Origin of the sequence: Pseudomonas sp. 86_A, assembly GCF_017491705.1 — a bacterium.
Lineage (GTDB): Bacteria > Pseudomonadota > Gammaproteobacteria > Pseudomonadales > Pseudomonadaceae > Aquipseudomonas > Aquipseudomonas koreensis.
Map to the genome: position 1 here is coordinate 33,906 of NZ_JAFGYS010000010.1, position 16,262 is coordinate 50,167.

Annotated in this window: 14 protein-coding genes; 5 read left to right on the forward strand and 9 right to left on the reverse strand. The window is 59.9% G+C overall.

What is annotated here, in order from left to right; translation table 11 throughout:
* Nucleotides 1-62: 62 nt before the first annotated feature.
* The 6 genes from J5M57_RS16290 to J5M57_RS16315 form a co-directional block, all read right to left on the reverse strand.
* Nucleotides 63-1,256: a hypothetical protein gene (locus J5M57_RS16290; RefSeq protein ID WP_207847921.1), complete on the reverse strand. Its 1,194-nt coding sequence runs from the start codon at nucleotides 1,254-1,256 to the stop codon at nucleotides 63-65.
* Nucleotides 1,257-1,351: 95 nt separating this feature from the next.
* Nucleotides 1,352-1,846 (reverse strand): CS1 type fimbrial major subunit, encoded by a 495-nt coding sequence (locus J5M57_RS16295; RefSeq protein WP_064589039.1) that lies wholly within the window; start codon nucleotides 1,844-1,846, stop codon nucleotides 1,352-1,354.
* A 55-nt stretch (nucleotides 1,847-1,901) separates the two neighbouring features.
* Nucleotides 1,902-2,645 (reverse strand): hypothetical protein, encoded by a 744-nt coding sequence (locus J5M57_RS16300; protein ID WP_064589040.1) that lies wholly within the window; start codon nucleotides 2,643-2,645, stop codon nucleotides 1,902-1,904.
* A gap of 44 nt (nucleotides 2,646-2,689) precedes the next feature.
* Nucleotides 2,690-3,949 carry a hypothetical protein gene (locus J5M57_RS16305; protein ID WP_347709553.1) on the reverse strand — a complete coding sequence of 420 codons (1,260 nt, stop codon included), beginning with the start codon at nucleotides 3,947-3,949 and terminating at the stop codon, nucleotides 2,690-2,692.
* 2 nt (nucleotides 3,950-3,951) lie between these two features.
* A complete protein-coding gene (locus J5M57_RS16310; RefSeq protein ID WP_207847920.1) occupies nucleotides 3,952-6,474 on the reverse strand; it encodes a TcfC E-set like domain-containing protein in 2,523 nt (840 codons plus the stop codon).
* A gap of 107 nt (nucleotides 6,475-6,581) precedes the next feature.
* Nucleotides 6,582-7,064, reverse strand: a complete 483-nt coding sequence (locus J5M57_RS16315; protein ID WP_083368010.1) for a CS1 type fimbrial major subunit — start codon at nucleotides 7,062-7,064, stop codon at nucleotides 6,582-6,584.
* A gap of 515 nt (nucleotides 7,065-7,579) precedes the next feature.
* On the opposite strand from J5M57_RS16315, the gene J5M57_RS16320 reads away from it, so the two are divergent.
* Nucleotides 7,580-8,158 carry a PadR family transcriptional regulator gene (locus J5M57_RS16320; RefSeq protein ID WP_064589044.1) on the forward strand — a complete coding sequence of 193 codons (579 nt, stop codon included), beginning with the start codon at nucleotides 7,580-7,582 and terminating at the stop codon, nucleotides 8,156-8,158.
* A complete protein-coding gene (locus tag J5M57_RS16325) occupies nucleotides 8,155-8,943 on the forward strand; it encodes a siderophore-interacting protein (RefSeq protein WP_169842360.1) in 789 nt (262 codons plus the stop codon). The genes J5M57_RS16320 and J5M57_RS16325 overlap by 4 nt, the downstream gene beginning before the upstream one ends.
* Before the next feature lie 176 nt (nucleotides 8,944-9,119).
* Here the strand turns inward: J5M57_RS16325 and J5M57_RS16330 are convergent, their stop codons facing one another.
* Nucleotides 9,120-9,758, reverse strand: a complete 639-nt coding sequence (locus tag J5M57_RS16330) for a Pr6Pr family membrane protein (protein ID WP_169842361.1) — start codon at nucleotides 9,756-9,758, stop codon at nucleotides 9,120-9,122.
* A 1-nt stretch (nucleotide 9,759) separates the two neighbouring features.
* The gene (locus tag J5M57_RS16335) at nucleotides 9,760-9,990 is read right to left on the reverse strand and encodes a VF530 family protein (RefSeq protein ID WP_041068262.1); all 231 of its coding nucleotides are present in this window, start codon (nucleotides 9,988-9,990) and stop codon (nucleotides 9,760-9,762) included.
* Nucleotides 9,991-10,290: 300 nt separating this feature from the next.
* Between J5M57_RS16335 and J5M57_RS16340 the strand changes: the two genes are divergently transcribed.
* The 3 genes from J5M57_RS16340 (at nucleotide 10,291) to J5M57_RS16350 (ending at nucleotide 15,146) form a co-directional block, all read left to right on the forward strand.
* Nucleotides 10,291-11,652 carry a carbohydrate porin gene (locus J5M57_RS16340; RefSeq protein WP_207847919.1) on the forward strand — a complete coding sequence of 454 codons (1,362 nt, stop codon included), beginning with the start codon at nucleotides 10,291-10,293 and terminating at the stop codon, nucleotides 11,650-11,652.
* 216 nt (nucleotides 11,653-11,868) lie between these two features.
* Nucleotides 11,869-14,280, forward strand: coding sequence for a glucose/quinate/shikimate family membrane-bound PQQ-dependent dehydrogenase (locus J5M57_RS16345; protein ID WP_207847918.1), 2,412 nt, complete (start codon nucleotides 11,869-11,871; stop codon nucleotides 14,278-14,280).
* Between the two features lie 506 nt (nucleotides 14,281-14,786).
* A complete protein-coding gene (locus tag J5M57_RS16350) occupies nucleotides 14,787-15,146 on the forward strand; it encodes a DUF6124 family protein (protein WP_207847917.1) in 360 nt (119 codons plus the stop codon).
* Nucleotides 15,147-15,209: 63 nt separating this feature from the next.
* Here the strand turns inward: J5M57_RS16350 and J5M57_RS16355 are convergent, their stop codons facing one another.
* Nucleotides 15,210-15,716, reverse strand: a complete 507-nt coding sequence (locus J5M57_RS16355) for a peptidylprolyl isomerase (RefSeq protein WP_207847916.1) — start codon at nucleotides 15,714-15,716, stop codon at nucleotides 15,210-15,212.
* Nucleotides 15,717-16,262 lie beyond the last annotated feature (546 nt).

Below are 16,262 nucleotides of genomic sequence, written 5' to 3' on the forward strand. Positions count from 1 at the left end.
GCACGCCCGCGTGCTGACGGCCATTGCAGCCGTCAGCACGCGGGAGCGCTGCCGCGCATGGCTCAGACTTCCGAATCCCAGACCACGGTGACGTTGCCGGAATAGCGTGTGGGCGCCCCGGGCAAAAAGAGATGCTCGAATCGCTCGACCTCGAAATGCAACGTACCCGGCTGATGGTCGACATAATGGCCGGGCTGAAAAATCAACGCTCCACTCTCTGTCACCAGTTCCTGGCGCTGAACCGGTCTCCCGGCGCTGTCGGTCAAGCCACCCGGCAAGCTCACACTGACTTTCATCGGCACTGACAGGATCGAATCCCGATCAGCGAGGAAACACACTTTTCCATCGCTGAGCGAACACTCCACAAACATTTTGAAGCGCGAGCTGGCGGACAGATTGAACGTCTGATCACGAAACAGCCGCGTCGGTTTGCGCCCGCCTTGCAGCCAGCGCTGCCAGCCTCCGGCGGGGACCAGCTCGACCTTTTCGCCGCCGGGCGGGATGTCGACCTTGAGGGTGTGTTGCACATTGAGGTTGAAGTTGAGGGTCAGTACCGGACTGCTCGGCAACATGACATCGCCGAAGTCGAAATCCGCACCGGGCCCCAGCGTGTAAGTCAGCGAGCCGTCGTAATCGCCGGCGAACATCTGCAAAGGGTCCGGTGCCTCCAGCTCATAAGCGAAATCCAGATACGAGTAACGCATCCACGGCACATCGAATTTCGCCTGTTTGATGCACGCTGCCTGCTCGGGGGTCTTCCAGAAAAAACCGTAGTTGGTGGGGTAGTAGTAACCAAAGCCGCTGTATCCGCAGGGCGCCGGCGCATAGACCCAACTCAAGCCCCACAAACGGTTATGTGCCAGGCGATAATCATTGTCAGTGCTGCCGGTCAGCTTGATCACATCCTCTGTTTCATAACGGGAGCCGATGCCGACAATCCGCACCTTCAGACGGTGTGCGGTGCCGGTCTCCCGGTGCAGAACCATCAGTTCTCGCCACTGTGCGGGCACTTGAAACGTAGCGCCCTGACGTGGCGTGTTATTGGCAGGGATAGGGCCGCTGGATTCGAACACGATTGGCACCCGCAGGCTGAACATGTTGTTGTTCGTACACTCCTGTGGGTATTGCGCGCAATAACCGCTGGCCGGGGTGGTGTTCTTGAACTTGTTGAAATGCGGATTCGCCGAATCCGGCTTGAACTCGGCGGTGATGCTCACGTCCTGCGCCATGACTGGCGGCAATCTCAGACATGCCATCAGCAGCGCCGAACAGCCACTTCGTTTTATGAGATCTGGCGCCATGTCACCTTCATCCTTTTATCGTTTCTGACATCCCTGACTGCCTGCCGGCATCAGGGCGCGGCGGCGCTGAAAATCAGGTGGACGCTGCCGTAGTAAGTGCCCGGTTGGTAGCCACCGGCGGGCACCACCGGTTGAATCTCCAGGGGAAAGCGTCCGCCGGCCATGGCCTGCGCCGCCGTCACCACTTCTCGCGGCTGCGGGTCGTGGCTCAGCTCGCGGCCGTTGAAGCTCACGCGCAGGTAGATTTCCTGCCCTTGCCGGCCGTTGGACAAATAGGGCTGCGCATCCAGCCGTGCCTGCAGCGCACTGGTGTCGTGTTTGACGTCGAAGTTCTTGCGCAGCCCGCCCAGTGTCGAATTGCTGATGTTCCACGGCAGGGTCTGTTGCAGGTGAATCCAGTTCGATTCGGCGGGAATCACATAGAAGCCGAGGGTCGGAATATCCACCGACACTTCGAAGGTGCGCTCCTCCCTCGCCGCAAATACCGGGGCACTCATCAGCGCCATCACGCCGATCCACAGGGCAATGGGTGATTGCTTGATCATGTCGGGTTACCTGTTGCGTTAAAAATATCCGGCCCGCCAGACGCTCGCGATGGCGTTACTGACTGGCGATGCGCAGCGTCTTTTTGGCCGAGCCTTCGATCAGTTTGAAGCGGTATTCACGGCCAGGCTGCTTGTCGAATTCGAAGGTTTTACCGGCCAGCACGTGATGCTTGGTGATCGGCTCGCACTCGTTTTCGTTCTTCAACGAGCAATTGCGAAACTCATCGACCACTACCACGGTGTTGCCGTTGTTGCGCAACCGGTAAGTTCCGGCGCTGTCCTCGACCACACTGTCGAATCGCGCGTTTTTCGGCCGCACGAAAAACACCGTGCCAAAACCGGTCATCACGTTGACCCCCGCCGTCAGCGACTCCTTGTAGGTTTCCCGCTCTTCGCTGGAGACGGCAAATTCGTCCTCCTTTTCCGGCACCACCGGCACGAAGCGCACACGGAAATAGCGCTCGGTGTCGCGGTTGCCCATCAGCAGCAGACGTGTGCCCTGCATGCCGTTGGCCGGCACGATCAAGCGCGCCGGGCTGGCCATCAACCCATCACGCCCGGTTTCATCGGCCTGGGTCTTGACGGGCACTTCTCGATGACCGCCATCGGCGTCGTAGATGATTTCGAGGATGTTGACCTTGACGAAGGCCGTGCTGTCGCCGCTGTTGAATACCCGCTTGAGATAGGTGCTTTTGTCCGCGTCCAGATAGTCGTAAACCGTTCCGACATTGATCTGCGGCCCGGCCTGAATCGCCAGAGAACACACGCTCAATCCCACCATCAATCCCAGCCGTCTCATACCCTTGTACCTCCAGTCATTGAACACAACACTTGCGCGGCCCATCAGATTTCCGAGTCCCAGATCACCGTGACGGAGCCGGAGCAAGGGCTCGCTACGCTGGCGCTGAGCATCCAGTCCACTTCGTTTTTCGGGACTTCGAAGTGCAGGACGCCGGGGGCCCTATCGACGTAAAAGCCGGGCTCGAATATTTGCGCGTTATTGGCTCCGGCCTGCAGACGCCGGTGCTTGACCGGTTGCCCGGCCAGATCGGTCAAGCCATTGGGCAGGCTGACGCTGACCTGCAACTCGACCGCTCGCCGGCCTGCGGCGTCCTCGATCACGCAATCGAGCGTCGCCCATCGCTTGCATTCGATGTACATCTTGAAACGCGATGACGCGGAAATCTGAAAGGTCTGGTCGCGAAACAGCCGCACCGGTTTGCGTCCGGCCTGTAACCAGCCCTGCCAGCCACCGGCAGGCACCAGCTCGAATTTTTCACCACCGGGCGGGATGTCGATCTTGAGGGTGTGCTGCACATCAAGGCTGAAGTCCAGGGTCACCATCGGATCAGTCGGCAGCATGACGTCGCCGAAGTCGAAATCGCCCAGGGGGCCGACGGCGTAGGAGATCGAGCCGGTGTATTTGCCGGAGGCCATCTTCAGCGGATCAGGTGTTTCCAGCTCGTAGGCGAAATCCAGATAGTCGTAACGCATCCACGGAACGTCATACTTCGCCTGTTTTGCACAAACGCCCGCGTAAGGCGTTCGCCAGAAAAACTCATAGAAATCGGTGGAGTAAAAACCGTTGCCTGTGAATTGGCAGGGCGCAGGTGCATAGACCCAGCTCGAACCCCACAAACGGTTGTGCGCGATTTGATAGTCGTCGGCACCGCCCACCAGTTTCTTGACGTCATCGGTCACCACGCGGGTGCCGATGCCGGCGATGCGTATGCGGACCTGTTGCGGGTCACCGGTGCCTTCGTGGATCACGGTCAGGTCGCGCCACTCGGCCGGAACCTTGAACATCGGGCCTTGCCGGCCGGACGCATGGTTGGCCAGGATCGGCACGCGTGAATTGAACTGAATCGGCACCTGCAAACTGAAAAACCGGTTGATCTCGCACTGTTGCGGATGGCTCTGGCAGTAGCCGCTGGGCGGTGTGGTGTTGGTGAATTTGTTCAAGTGCGGATGCGCCGAATCCGGCTTGAACAATGCCGTGATCGTCGCGACCTGGCCCATGACCGGACTGGCAAAAGCCCAAAGCAGCACCCCCTTCATCAGCAGCAGGCTGGGGCGTGAAACCAAACAATGGAAAAGAGTCATGCTCAGCCCGCCGTCGCTACGTTGTGGGTCGCGTCCGCCAGGGTGTCCGGCGAACAGCGCAGATCACCGATCATCAGCACGTTGTTTTCACGGCGGTGCTGGTCGATGTCGACGCGGAACTGGCACAGCAACTGGTCGGCATGCCGTACTTCCAGGGTCGGCGAGGCGGCTTTCATTTCCATCGAGAAAAAACCATCGACTTCACTGATCCCGCGGCTGGCGTGGTTGATCACGTGATGGCCCTTGAGCGGACGTCCCTGCGGGTCAAGCAAGCGGCCGAGTACGGTCAGGGTTTTCATCACCCGCACGGTGCGGTACTCCACCCCGCCCTTGTTCAGGTGATAGCGGGCGCGCGCCGGTTCGATGCTCGCCGCCGGTACGTGATTGCCTTCGAAGTCGAAGCTCACCGAACTGTTTTTGTAGGCGGTCAACGGAATGAAATTGCGTCCGGGACGCAGCGCGGCGCTGCCACCGCTGAGGTCGTCGGCGCGCAAGGCGATGCCTTCGATATCCGACTCGACATCGACGATCATCCCGGCACCACGGCCCTGATGCTGGCTGGTCAATGCCAGGCGCTGGCCACCGACCACCAGCGTGCTGTCAAGATTCAGGCCACCGGTGAACTTGTCGTTGAACGACGAGCGCTGAACAAAACCGTCGCCATTGATCGCGTCGGTACGAAAGGTCGCCAGGCTCGACAGACCGACGCCATAAGTGTCGGTGAGCGCCGTCACTGACACGCTCTGCAAGACGTGGTCCTGCAGGTTTTTGCGGTAGCCGATCGAACCATTGTTGTCGCGGCTGCCGTCGCGGGCGGTACGGCTGCCGATGCTGGCGGAGACCTGCTGACCGGGACCGCCGAGCGCCATGTTGAGGCTCAGGTCGACCCCGCGATTGCGCGCATCGCCACTGCTGTAACTGCCCGGGCGGTCAAACAGCGACAATCGCCAGTTGGAGTCGCTGCCGAACAGTTCGGTGCGTTGCGTCCAGCCCAGGTCGACGCCGACCCCCTCGACATTGCCCTCACTGTGGGACACCCGCGCACTGAGCGAACTCTTGCGGCTGATCCGGTGGTTGAGCGCCAGCGACGAATTGCTGGTCTCACCGGTGAATACATTGCGCTGACGCACACGCGTGCCATCGGGCAGCGTGTCGTACAGGTTGGTGGTGTCGAGCCAGCTGCGATTGTGGCTGACCACCAGGCTGCCGGCGCCGTAGTTGTACAAGCCCTGCAGATCGGCGCCGGTGCCGTGATCGCGGGTCTGGTAGAGATTGGCGTAAAGGCTGACGTTGTTGCCCAGCGTCCAGTCGATGGAGCTGCCGTATTGCAACGTGTCCTGCACCTGGCGTGCCGACAGCCCGAGGATCACGCGCGGGTGCAGCAGGTAGTTGATCGAGGCGCCTGCCGTCGCACCGCCGTTGCTTTGCTGCTCCCAGTTGCTCAGCAGTTTGCTTTCCTGCCCGGCGAACAGGTTGTAACGCCAGCGCTCATCATGGTTGCGCCAGTTATTGGGCTTGTAGATCAGCTCCTGGGTGGTCGACGTGATCTGGCCGTCTTCGATCAGCCGCACTTCCACCTCGTAAATACCGCCGGGCAGCGACCGGGTATCAAGCGTCTGCAGGCCGGCGGGCACCGCTTGCGTATTGATCAGCAGGCCATCGCGGTAGATCTCGACCGAACCCTGGCGGTTGGCGGTGACGTACACCGGGTACACGCTGGGTGTCGGGTTGTCGATGGCCAGACTGTCGGAACTGCCTACCATCACGCCCACGGCGGTGTCGGGGCTGCTGCCGAACGCGCGCGGTTGCCGCGTCAGGCCTTCGGAATTGGGGGTGAAATAGCCCAGGCGGAAAAAACTGCCTTGCAGCTCGCGCTGGGTATAGAGCTCATGCACGGCGTGATAAGTCTTGTCGTCAGGCCCGCCGAGCCGAGCCACTTGCATGTTGAAGCTCTGGCTCCAGTTGCCCAGGCTGGCGCTGGCCTCAAGACCGAAGCGACCGCCCAGATCCTGCGCCTGACCACCGTTGAGGTTGAGTTGATTACGCACCATCAGGCCGCTGCTGCCGCCGTCGGGCTGGTCGTAATAACGCTTGGCTTCACTGTCGCGCTCGGCATTGGCAGTGACGATCGACAGCAACGAGTTTTCCAGGTTGTAGTGCACCGCGAGCATTTGCTCCGGGCATTGCCCGCTACAACTGCCCAGCGCTACACCGGGCTTGAGGATGTCGGCCCAGGTCTCGCGTTCGCTGGCACTGAAGCGGCTGTCGCTGGTGTCGGCGAATTCGAGCAAGGTCACCCGGTCATCGCGCGACAAGACCACCATGGCTTCGCCCAGTGGTTGTTGATCAAGTTCCACCCGCACCGCCAACGGCACATCGAAGAAATGTTCTTCGAACTCCGCCGGCAAACCTTTGGCCTGGGCCAATAAACTTCGCGGCGTATTATCAACGGACGTGGGCGCCGCAAATGCACTGCTACATAACAGCAGCGCAAGCGCTGTCGCGATGGGCGTCATCGGGAACATGGAAAGTACTCTTTTTTCAATAATTCGAAGCTCGGCCGACAAACCGCAAAGTTTGCCGACCGATGACGCGACTTTTAAAAGTCAGCGTTTTTTCGTCGCAGTCATACTTAGACGGAAGGTTCGACCACCAGCATGACGACACCGGTAAAGTCACCGGCTTCGGGTTTGCCGGTCAGGCCTTTGGCCGAGATCTTGAACGGCGCGCGGTAACGGGTGTTGGACTCTTCTTTACCGACGACTTCCTGCGAAGTGGTGGTGAGTTCCTTGCCATTGAGCTCGACCTTCAGGTCGATCGTGCTGGCGCCAGCGATCAACTTGGGCACGCCTTCCAGACGGGCGTGAACCTTGCCGGCGGTGTGCAGCACATCGAAGTGGCCGTTGACTTCCCGCATGGAGTTGGTGGCCGGGTTGAAGCTCATGTCCTGGTCCTTGTTGACCAGGTCCGAATCGACTGGCACTGCATAGAAATCATCGGTCGGCACATTAGCAACGATATTGATGGAGTGCCTGGCCTCAGTGGCCGCGAACGCCATCGAGGAGCCAAGAGCCAGAACAGCCAGCGGAGCAGCAAATGCGATTTTCTTGAACATCTTTCAGTACCTGTTTTTTAAATAAGAAGGCTAAGTATTAAAAGTTTCGCCAGAGCAAAACGTCATCAAGCGTTTTGTTCCGGCGAACGTTTTAATGCCGAAAGATGATCAAGCAAATGCTCTTCAAAGTAAGCCGGAAACTTCCCACAGGGGTGTAGCCTGGAGGTCATTACATTAGAGTGAAAAAACCGTGATATTTAAAGAAACGCCTGACTGACTGTAAGAGCCAGACTACAAAAGGCCAAATAACTGACCGAGCAGGCCACAACTAACAGCGAAACTTCCGTCAGACATGGACCACACTTCCCGTAAATAAGAAGTGAATCGTTAGTTTAGAGAGTTAGCACTAATCTGCGCGTTTGCCGGTGCATTGAAAAGCCCCATTTCCGGGTCAATGCGTGTCATTCGTCGATTCGCTGTCGAGGCAGGCACCACTCGACCATCCGTCAGAAGGTCTTGCTCAATCCTTAAGATATATCTTAAGTTGTATCTAAAGACGCCAGAGAGAAGGAACCATGAGAGACCATCATCCGCCACACCCTCATCATCACCCCGCCCACGGCGACGGCCTCGAGCGCCGTCCCGGTCGCGAACGCGGCGGTCGCGGGCCACGAGTGTTCGCCCCCGGCGACCTAAAATTGCTGCTGTTGGCGCTGATCGCCGAACAGCCGTGCCACGGCTACGACTTGATTCGCCAGATCGAAGGCATGTTCGATGGCGCCTACAGCCCCAGCCCCGGCGTGATCTACCCGACCCTGACCTTTCTGGAAGAAAGCGATTTGATCAGCGGCGATGCCGACGGCGGCAAAAAACGCTACAGCGTGACCGACGCCGGTCGTTTGTCTTTAAGCGAGCAGGCCGTTGCACTGGACGGCGTGCGCATGCGCATCGACGTCAGCAAGCGCTCGTTGCGCGGCCATGATCGGCCGCCGGAAATCCACGAAGCGGTGCACAACCTGCGCCATGCGTTGCAACTGCACCACGGGCGCTGGAGCGCCGAAGAAATCCTGCGCGTGCGTGACCTGCTCAACGACACCGCCAAAGCCATCGTCGACGGCCCCGCCGTTCAATCTGCCCCGGAGAAAGCCGAATGACTGCAGTCGATACCCAAACCATTCACCGCGTGATGCACGAAATCAAACGCCGCAAGCTTGAGGTATTGCGCGTGGTCGACCTGACCCCGCGCATGCGTCGCATCACCCTCGGCGGGCCGGAGCTGGCCGGGTTCATCAGCCTGGGCACGGACGATCACGTCAAGTTGCTGTTCCCGCAGAACGCCGAGCAAAGCGCCGCGCTGGAGACCCTGGTGCTCGGCGCCGGCAAAAGCGCCGGGCCGATGCCCGAGATGCGCGACTACACCCCGCGCCGTTACGATCTGGACAAACTCGAGCTGGACATCGACTTCGTCCTCCACGGCGACGGCCCTGCCTCGACTTGGGCGGAACAGGCCAGACCCGGGCAGTTTCTGCACATCGGCGGGCCGCGCGGCTCGATGATCGTGCCGGACATCTTCGACAGCTATCTGCTGATCGGCGACGAAACCGCCCTCCCCGCCATCGCCCGCCGACTCGAAGGCCTGGCGGCCAATCGCAAGGCGCTGGTGGTGATCGAAGTGGAAAACGGCGCCGAGCAACAGGTGCTGGAGAGTGCGGCGCAGGTCAATGTGATCTGGGTGCTGCGCGAGGGCGGCAAGGACAACCTGCTGACCACCGTCAAACAACTGCAGGTGCCCAAGGGCAACCTGTATGCGTGGGTGGCGACCGAGACCAAGGTTTCGCGGCAGATTCGCCGGGTGCTGATTGACGAGCATGGGCTGGATGAGCAGCTCATCAAAGCCGTCGGCTACTGGCGGGCCGAGGGTACTCCTGAAGAGGAGTGATGTTCACTCCACGGTGAAAATGAACACCTTTGTGGCGAGGGAGCTTGCTCCCGCTGGGCTGCGAAGCAGCCCCAAAAACTGCAATCGCATTGCATCAGGTAAATCGCAAGTACAGGTTTTGCGACTGCTGCGCAGCCGAGCGGGAGCAAGCTCCCTCGCCACAGGATTTTTTGATCTCAGGATCGAAGGCCGCGCCAGCGGTCGAGGCCGATCAGCGCCAGCCCAATCAGCACAAACCCCAGCAATATCCCCCCGGCATTGATGAACACCTGTGCATAACCCAGTGTCGCCACATCAATGAACGGGTACGCATACGCGCCCAGCAGATGCCCGCGCAGCAAGGCGTAGATGAAATACACCAGCGGGTAAATCAGCCACAGCGGCAAGTGCCACAGGCGCAACGTTCCTTTGGGCACGCAGCACCACCAGTAGCCGAGAAACAGCAGCGGCATGACATCGTGCAGCAATTCGTCAGCGACAAACTGCCAGCCCTGCGGGTGCCACAAGTGCCGCAGCAAAAGGCTGTAGGCCAGACCGACCACCGCGATGCTGACGGCGATCCCGCTGCTGACCCACGGCTGCAGAAACCAGCGCTGCGCAGCGGATTCGCGGCGGGTGACTGCGCAGGTCAGCACGGTCGCGACCAGGGTGTTGGTCAATACCGTGAAGTAACTGAAGAAACTCACCAGCCCACCCAGCAGGCTGGCGTCGACACTCAGCCGCGCGAGGAAAATCAGGTACAACTGAATGCTCAACCCGGCCCAGCCGAGACTGGCGATTACCGTGAGCAGGCGTCGTCGCGCAACGGCGTCCATCTCAAAGCGGTCGCTTGGTGCGCATCAGTTTCACGTACAAGCGCTCGACCTTTTCCCGCGCCCACGGGGTTTTACGCAGGAAGGTCAGGCTCGACTTGATGCTCGGATCGCTCTTGAAGCAGCGGATATCGATGCGCTCGGCCAACCCCGACCACTCGTAATGCGCCACCAGCGCATTGAGGATCTGTTCGAGGGTTACGCCATGCAGCGGATCGGGAGAGTGGTCGTTCATGCCAGGCCTTTGGACGGAGTGAAAATGCACAAGCCGCGCACCTTAGCCGAGGGGCCGGTCAGGTGGAAGGCCTTGCATCAAATGTAGGCCAACCGAAGAAGATCGCAGCCTGCGCCCAGCGCCACAATGCGCCCGTTTGCCGCACTGTTACCGAATCCGAAACGCTGCATGTCTGCAAAAGCCCTTTGTCTTTTTGTTACAGATCATTATCCTGCCGCCCTTCAGCTGAATCGCTTCACTGCCTGCGTCAAATTGAAGCGCTCGGTTCACCCCCGGAAAACACCCAAAAAAGACTGATCAATGCCTGATTTTTCCTTCTCTCGAGACAGCGCTATCTCGGCCCTGCGCCTGCTCGGCGGCTGCACCGCGCTCGGCTTCGCCACCTACGCCCAGGCGGCCCCCGCCTTCGACAGCGACTCACCGTGGATGCTCGGTGACTGGAACGGCACCCGTACCGAACTCTCGGAAAAAGGCTACGACTTCAAACTCGATTACACCGGCGAAATGGGCAGCAACCTGCACGGCGGCTACGACCACGATCGCACCGCGCGCTACAGCGACCAGTTCGGACTGGGCACGCACTTGGACCTGCAAAAGATCCTCGGCTGGGACGATGCCGAGTTTCAACTGACGATCACCAAGCGCAACGGCAACAACATCAGCAACGACCGGATCAACGATCCGCGCGTCGGCGGCTTCACCTCGGCCCAGGAAGTCTGGGGCCGTGGCCAGACCACGCGCCTGACGCAGATGTGGTACCAGCAGAAATTCTTCGACCAGAAGCTCGACATCAAGGTCGGCCGGTTCGGTGAAGGCGAAGACTTCAACAGCTTCCCGTGCGACTTCCAGAACCTGGCGTTCTGCGGCTCGCAGGTCGGCAACTGGGTCGGCGGCATCTGGTACAACTGGCCGGTCAGCCAGTGGGCGCTGCGGGTCAAATATCACCTGACCCCCGAGCTGTACGCCCAGGTCGGCGCCTACGAGCAGAACCCGTCGAACCTCGATCGCGGCAACGGCTTCAAACTCAGCGGCAGCGGCACACAGGGCGCCGTGTTGCCGGTCGAACTGGTATGGACGCCGAAACTCAATGGTCTGCCGGGTGAATACCGCGCCGGTTACTACTACAGCAGCGCCAAGGCTGCTGACGTCTATAAGGACCAGAACGGCCAGCCTGCCGCGCTGAGCGGCGAAGCCTACCGCAGCGCGTCGAGCAAGCACGGCGTGTGGTTCGGCGCGCAACAGCAAGTCACGAGCATCGCCAGCGACCACTCGCGCGGCCTGAGCGTGTTCGCCAACGCCACGATGCACGACAAGAAAACCAACGCGATCGACAACTACGTGCAGGCCGGCGTGGTCTACAAAGGCCCGTTCGATGCCCGCGCCAAGGACGACATCGGTTTCGCCCTGGCCCGCGTGCACGTCAACCCGGCCTTTCGCAAGAACGCTGAAGCGAGCAACCGCGCCAACGCCGTCTACGACTACGACGACCCGACGTTCCTGCCGCCGCAAGACACCGAATACAGCGCCGAACTCTATTACGGCGTGCACGTCGCCAACTGGCTGACCGTGCGCCCGAACCTGCAATACATCCGCCATCCGGGCGGTGTGGACCAGGTCGATGACGCGCTGATCGCGGGGATCAAGATCCAGTCCTCGTTCTAAAGCACACCACGGATCAAATGTAGGAGTGAGCCTGCTCGCGATAGCGGTGTTTCAGGCGACATCTCCAGAGACTGACACACCGCCATCGCGAGCAGGCTCACTCCTACAGATGAATTTCGTTAGCTACACAAGTTTTATCTGAACCATACCTGTGCCCAATCGTCATCTAAAGTGACTACAGCGCGGGACTACATAAACGTCACGGAGAATCACACTATGAGCACCGAAAGTGCTTCGAGTCGGGGCCGTCTGCTACCGAGCCTGCTCGGCATTCTGCTTCTACTGATGGGCCTGGCCATGCTGGCCGGGGGAGTCAAGCTGAGCATGCTCGGCGGCTCGCTGTACTACCTGCTGGCCGGTATCGGCATCGCCCTGTCCGGCATCCTGTTGCTGCTGCGTCGTCGCGCGGCGCTGGGCCTGTACGCCATCGTGCTGTTCGCCAGCACCGTGTGGGCGCTGTGGGAAGTCGGTCTGGACTGGTGGCAACTGGTGCCGCGTCTGGCGCTGTGGTTCGTGCTCGGCATCGTGATGCTGCTGCCGTGGTTCCGCCGTCCATTGCTGCTCGCCGGCCCCGCGCCGATGGGCACCGGTGGCCTGACCGTCGCTGTGGTCCTGGCCGGCGTCACGGCCCTGGCCAGCCTGTTCACCCATCCGGGTGAAACCTTCGGCGAACTGGGCCGCGACACCGCGGACATGACCAGCACCGCGCCAGCCATGCCTGATGGCGACTGGCAGGCCTATGGCCGCACCGAATTCGGTGACCGCTACTCGCCGCTCAAGCAGATCACCCCGGCCAACGTCGGCAAACTGCAAGAAGCCTGGCGCATCCAGACCGGCGACCTGCCGACGGCTGACGACCCGGTGGAACTGACCAACGAAAACACCCCGCTCAAAGCCAACGGCATGCTCTATGCCTGCACCGCGCACAGTAAAGTGCTGGCGCTGGACCCGGACACCGGCAAGGAAATCTGGCGCTTCGACCCGCAGATCAAGAGCCCGGTCGGCTTCAAGGGCTTCGCCCACATGACCTGCCGTGGCGTGTCGTACTACGACGAAGCCGCTTACGCCAAGTCTGAAAACGCCGCGTCGGCCGTGATCTCCGAAGCCGGCAAAGCCGTTGCCCAGGCCTGCCCGCGTCGTCTGTACCTGCCAACCGCGGATGCCCGCCTGATCGCGCTGAACGCCGACACCGGCAAGATCTGCGAAGGCTTCGGCAAAAACGGTGTGGTCGACCTGACCCAAGGCATCGGCCCGTTCACCGCCGGCGGCTACTACTCCACTTCGCCAGCGGCGATTACCCGTGATCTGGTGATCATGGGCGGTCACGTTACCGACAACGAATCGACCAACGAGCCATCGGGCGTGATCCGCGCCTTCGACGTGCGCGACGGCCACCTCGTGTGGAACTGGGACAGCGACAAGCCGGACGCCACCGAGCCATTGGCCCCGGGCGAAACCTACAGCCGCAACTCGGCCAACATGTGGTCGCTGGCCAGCGTCGACGAAAAACTCGGCATGGTCTTCCTGCCACTGGGCAACCAGACCCCAGACCAGTGGGGCGCTGACCGCACCCCGGGCGCCGAGAAATTCAGCGCCGGTATCGTGGCCCTCGACCTGGCCACCGGTAAGGTGCGCTGGAACTACCAGTTCACCCACCACGACCTGTGGGACATGGACGTTGGCAGCCAGCCAACCCTGCTCGACATGAAAACCGCCGACGGCGTGAAACCTGCGCTGATCGCTCCGACCAAACAGGGCAGCCTGTACGTCCTCGACCGTCGTGACGGCACGCCGATCATCCCGATCCGCGAAATCCCGGTACCGCAAGGCGCCGTGAAAGGCGACCACACCGCACCGACCCAGGCCCGTTCGGACCTCAACCTGCTGGCCCCGGAACTGACCGAAAAAGCCATGTGGGGCGCCAGCCCGTTCGACCAGATGCTGTGCCGCATCCAGTTCAAGGAACTGCGCTACGAAGGCCAGTACACGCCTCCGTCGGAGCAAGGCAGCCTGATCTACCCGGGTAACGTTGGCGTGTTCAACTGGGGCGGCGTCTCGGTCGACCCGGTTCGCCAGATGCTGTTCACCAGCCCGAACTACATGGCCTTCGTCTCGAAAATGGTGCCACGCGAAAAAGTCGCCGCCGGCAGCAAACGCGAGAGCGAAACCGCTGGCGTGCAACCGAACACTGGCGCGCCATACGCAGTGATCATGCACCCGTTCATGTCGCCACTCGGCGTACCGTGCCAGGCCCCGGCCTGGGGCTACGTGGCCGGTATCGACCTGACCACCGGCAAAGTCGTGTGGAAACGCAAGAACGGCACCAGCCGCGACAGCTCGCCCATCCCGATCGGCTTCACCCTGGGCGTACCTAGCATGGGCGGCTCGATGGTGACTGCGGGCGGCGTCGGCTTCCTCAGCGGCACCCTCGACCAGTACCTGCGCGCCTACGACGTGAACACTGGTAAAGAACTGTGGAAATCGCGTCTGCCTGCGGGCGGCCAAGCGACCCCAATGACCTACACCGGCAAGGACGGCAAGCAATACGTCCTGCTGGTGGTCGGCGGCCACGGCTCGCTGGGCACCAAGATGGGTGACTACGTGATTGCGTACAAACTGCCGGAATAAGTTTTAGCGGCGGTAAAAATGAAGGCGATGTCCCGTGAGGGGTGTCGCCTTTTTTGTGCACGCCATTTCTGAATTCACCACAAAACCTGTAGGAGTGAGCCTGCTCGCGATGGCGGTATGTCAGTCAACATCTTCGGTGGCTGATTTACCGCCATCGCGAGCAGGCTCACTCCTACAAAGGACGGTGTTCGTCCTACAGAAGCGCATTGTCAGCGAGAGTTTTCCGACAAGTCGCGTCGGTTGTGCCTCGGAAATCGGCTGGATAGGCTCGGGGGGTCGCTGCAAATTCAGCGAACGGGCGTCGCGGCCCGATAACTGATGCATAATCGCCAACCTCACGGCACCTCGGTGCCTGTAGTTTGTGTCATGGCGGCTGTGCGCGGGATACCTTCGTTGGGGGTATGCCGATTTCTCAGTTATCGGTCCGCGAACCCGCGTACAGCTGCCACCTCACATTGCGTCGCGGCAATTGGGTGGAGCTCCATTTCACAAACTGAGACTTGATCATGAAAAAGCCAACACCAAACCCACCTGAAACCGACGAAACCTCGCCCTACGAATCAATCGACTCGAAAAAACTTCACGACGCCGCCGAACGCGCTCTCGACCACTACCTGAAACCGACCGCCGCCCTCAAATTGCACAAACCGAGCACCATGTTCCAGGTCGCCCCGGGCATGGACAACGAGAGTCTGCTGGTCCACGCCTGCGAATCACTGGCCTCGGCGAACATCATGACCAGCGACATTGCGGCCTATGTCGACCCGCCGCAGCGACACACCCTCCTCGCGATCCAGCAAATCATCATGCTGGCTGAGCTGGCGGTGAATCGCGTGCTGGATAATGTCGAAATCACTCAGTCTTAGTCCCCTGTGGGAGCGGGTAAACTCGCTCCCACAATCGAATGGCAGAAGTAATAATTACCGAAACTACGTAATCCTTGCCGCTACAATCAAGACATCTTCAATGGGAACATTCGGATATGCTCCTTTGTTGGCAGTCCTTACACTGGCAATCTTATCTACAACATCCATTCCCCCGACAACCTTTCCAAACACCGCATACCCCTCCCTCTCCGGGGCCTCCGGGGTCGGGGCTCTATAATTCAAGAAATCATTATCAGCCAGGTTAATGAGGAACTGAGATGTCGATAAACCTGGATGACTATCTCGATCCATCGCTATGGTTCCTCTTTTGTTCTTCAGCCCGTTTCGGGATTCATTCTTAAATACATTAGGCGTCAGCTTTTGCTTCATGCCCGGCCCGAACACACCGCCTTTGATCGTAAAGCCTAGAATGATGTTATGAAATAGAGTGCCGTTATAACCATCTACCTCTACATCTCGCAAAAAATTACTAACCGTGACTGGGGCTGCCTCATCGTTAAGTTCCAAAAAAATAATTCCATGCGAAGTTTCAAGTGTAACTGTAGTCATAACATTCACCTTTCATGAGGATAAATCTGGAAAACCATTAATATTCCCAACAGTACTTACTCGACAGGGGCACATCCGGCACTCCCGCTTATGCAAGTTATTCTTCATGTTCCAGTTGAACCACCTGTTAGAAATAACAGTTCCGACGGACGGTTATGATCCCCTCCCCACAATCGATCAATGTGCAGGCCACCAAAAATACGCCGGTTAGCAGCTAACCATCACTAGCAAACTTCCTCAGTTTTAATGCCCGTACGAAGCCGCCCCACTCAACAGGATGAGCGTTAGCTCGGCTGCAGCTCTTGATCTTGCCGTACCGGCCCCTTCGGCAGGCTGAGTGGAGGGGTTCATCCGGGGGTGGGAGCGCAGCGACCGTTCGACGAAGTCGAACACAGCGAGAGGAGGTGCAGCGAAGCAAACCGTAGGCGCTGCCCCCGGATGAACCCCGCAACGAAGGAACCCGAGCCACGGCGAGGGCCGAACGCCGGGGCCCAGCGTTTTGGTTACTTTTGGGCGTCTGCAAAAGTGACTCGCTGTAAAAGCGAA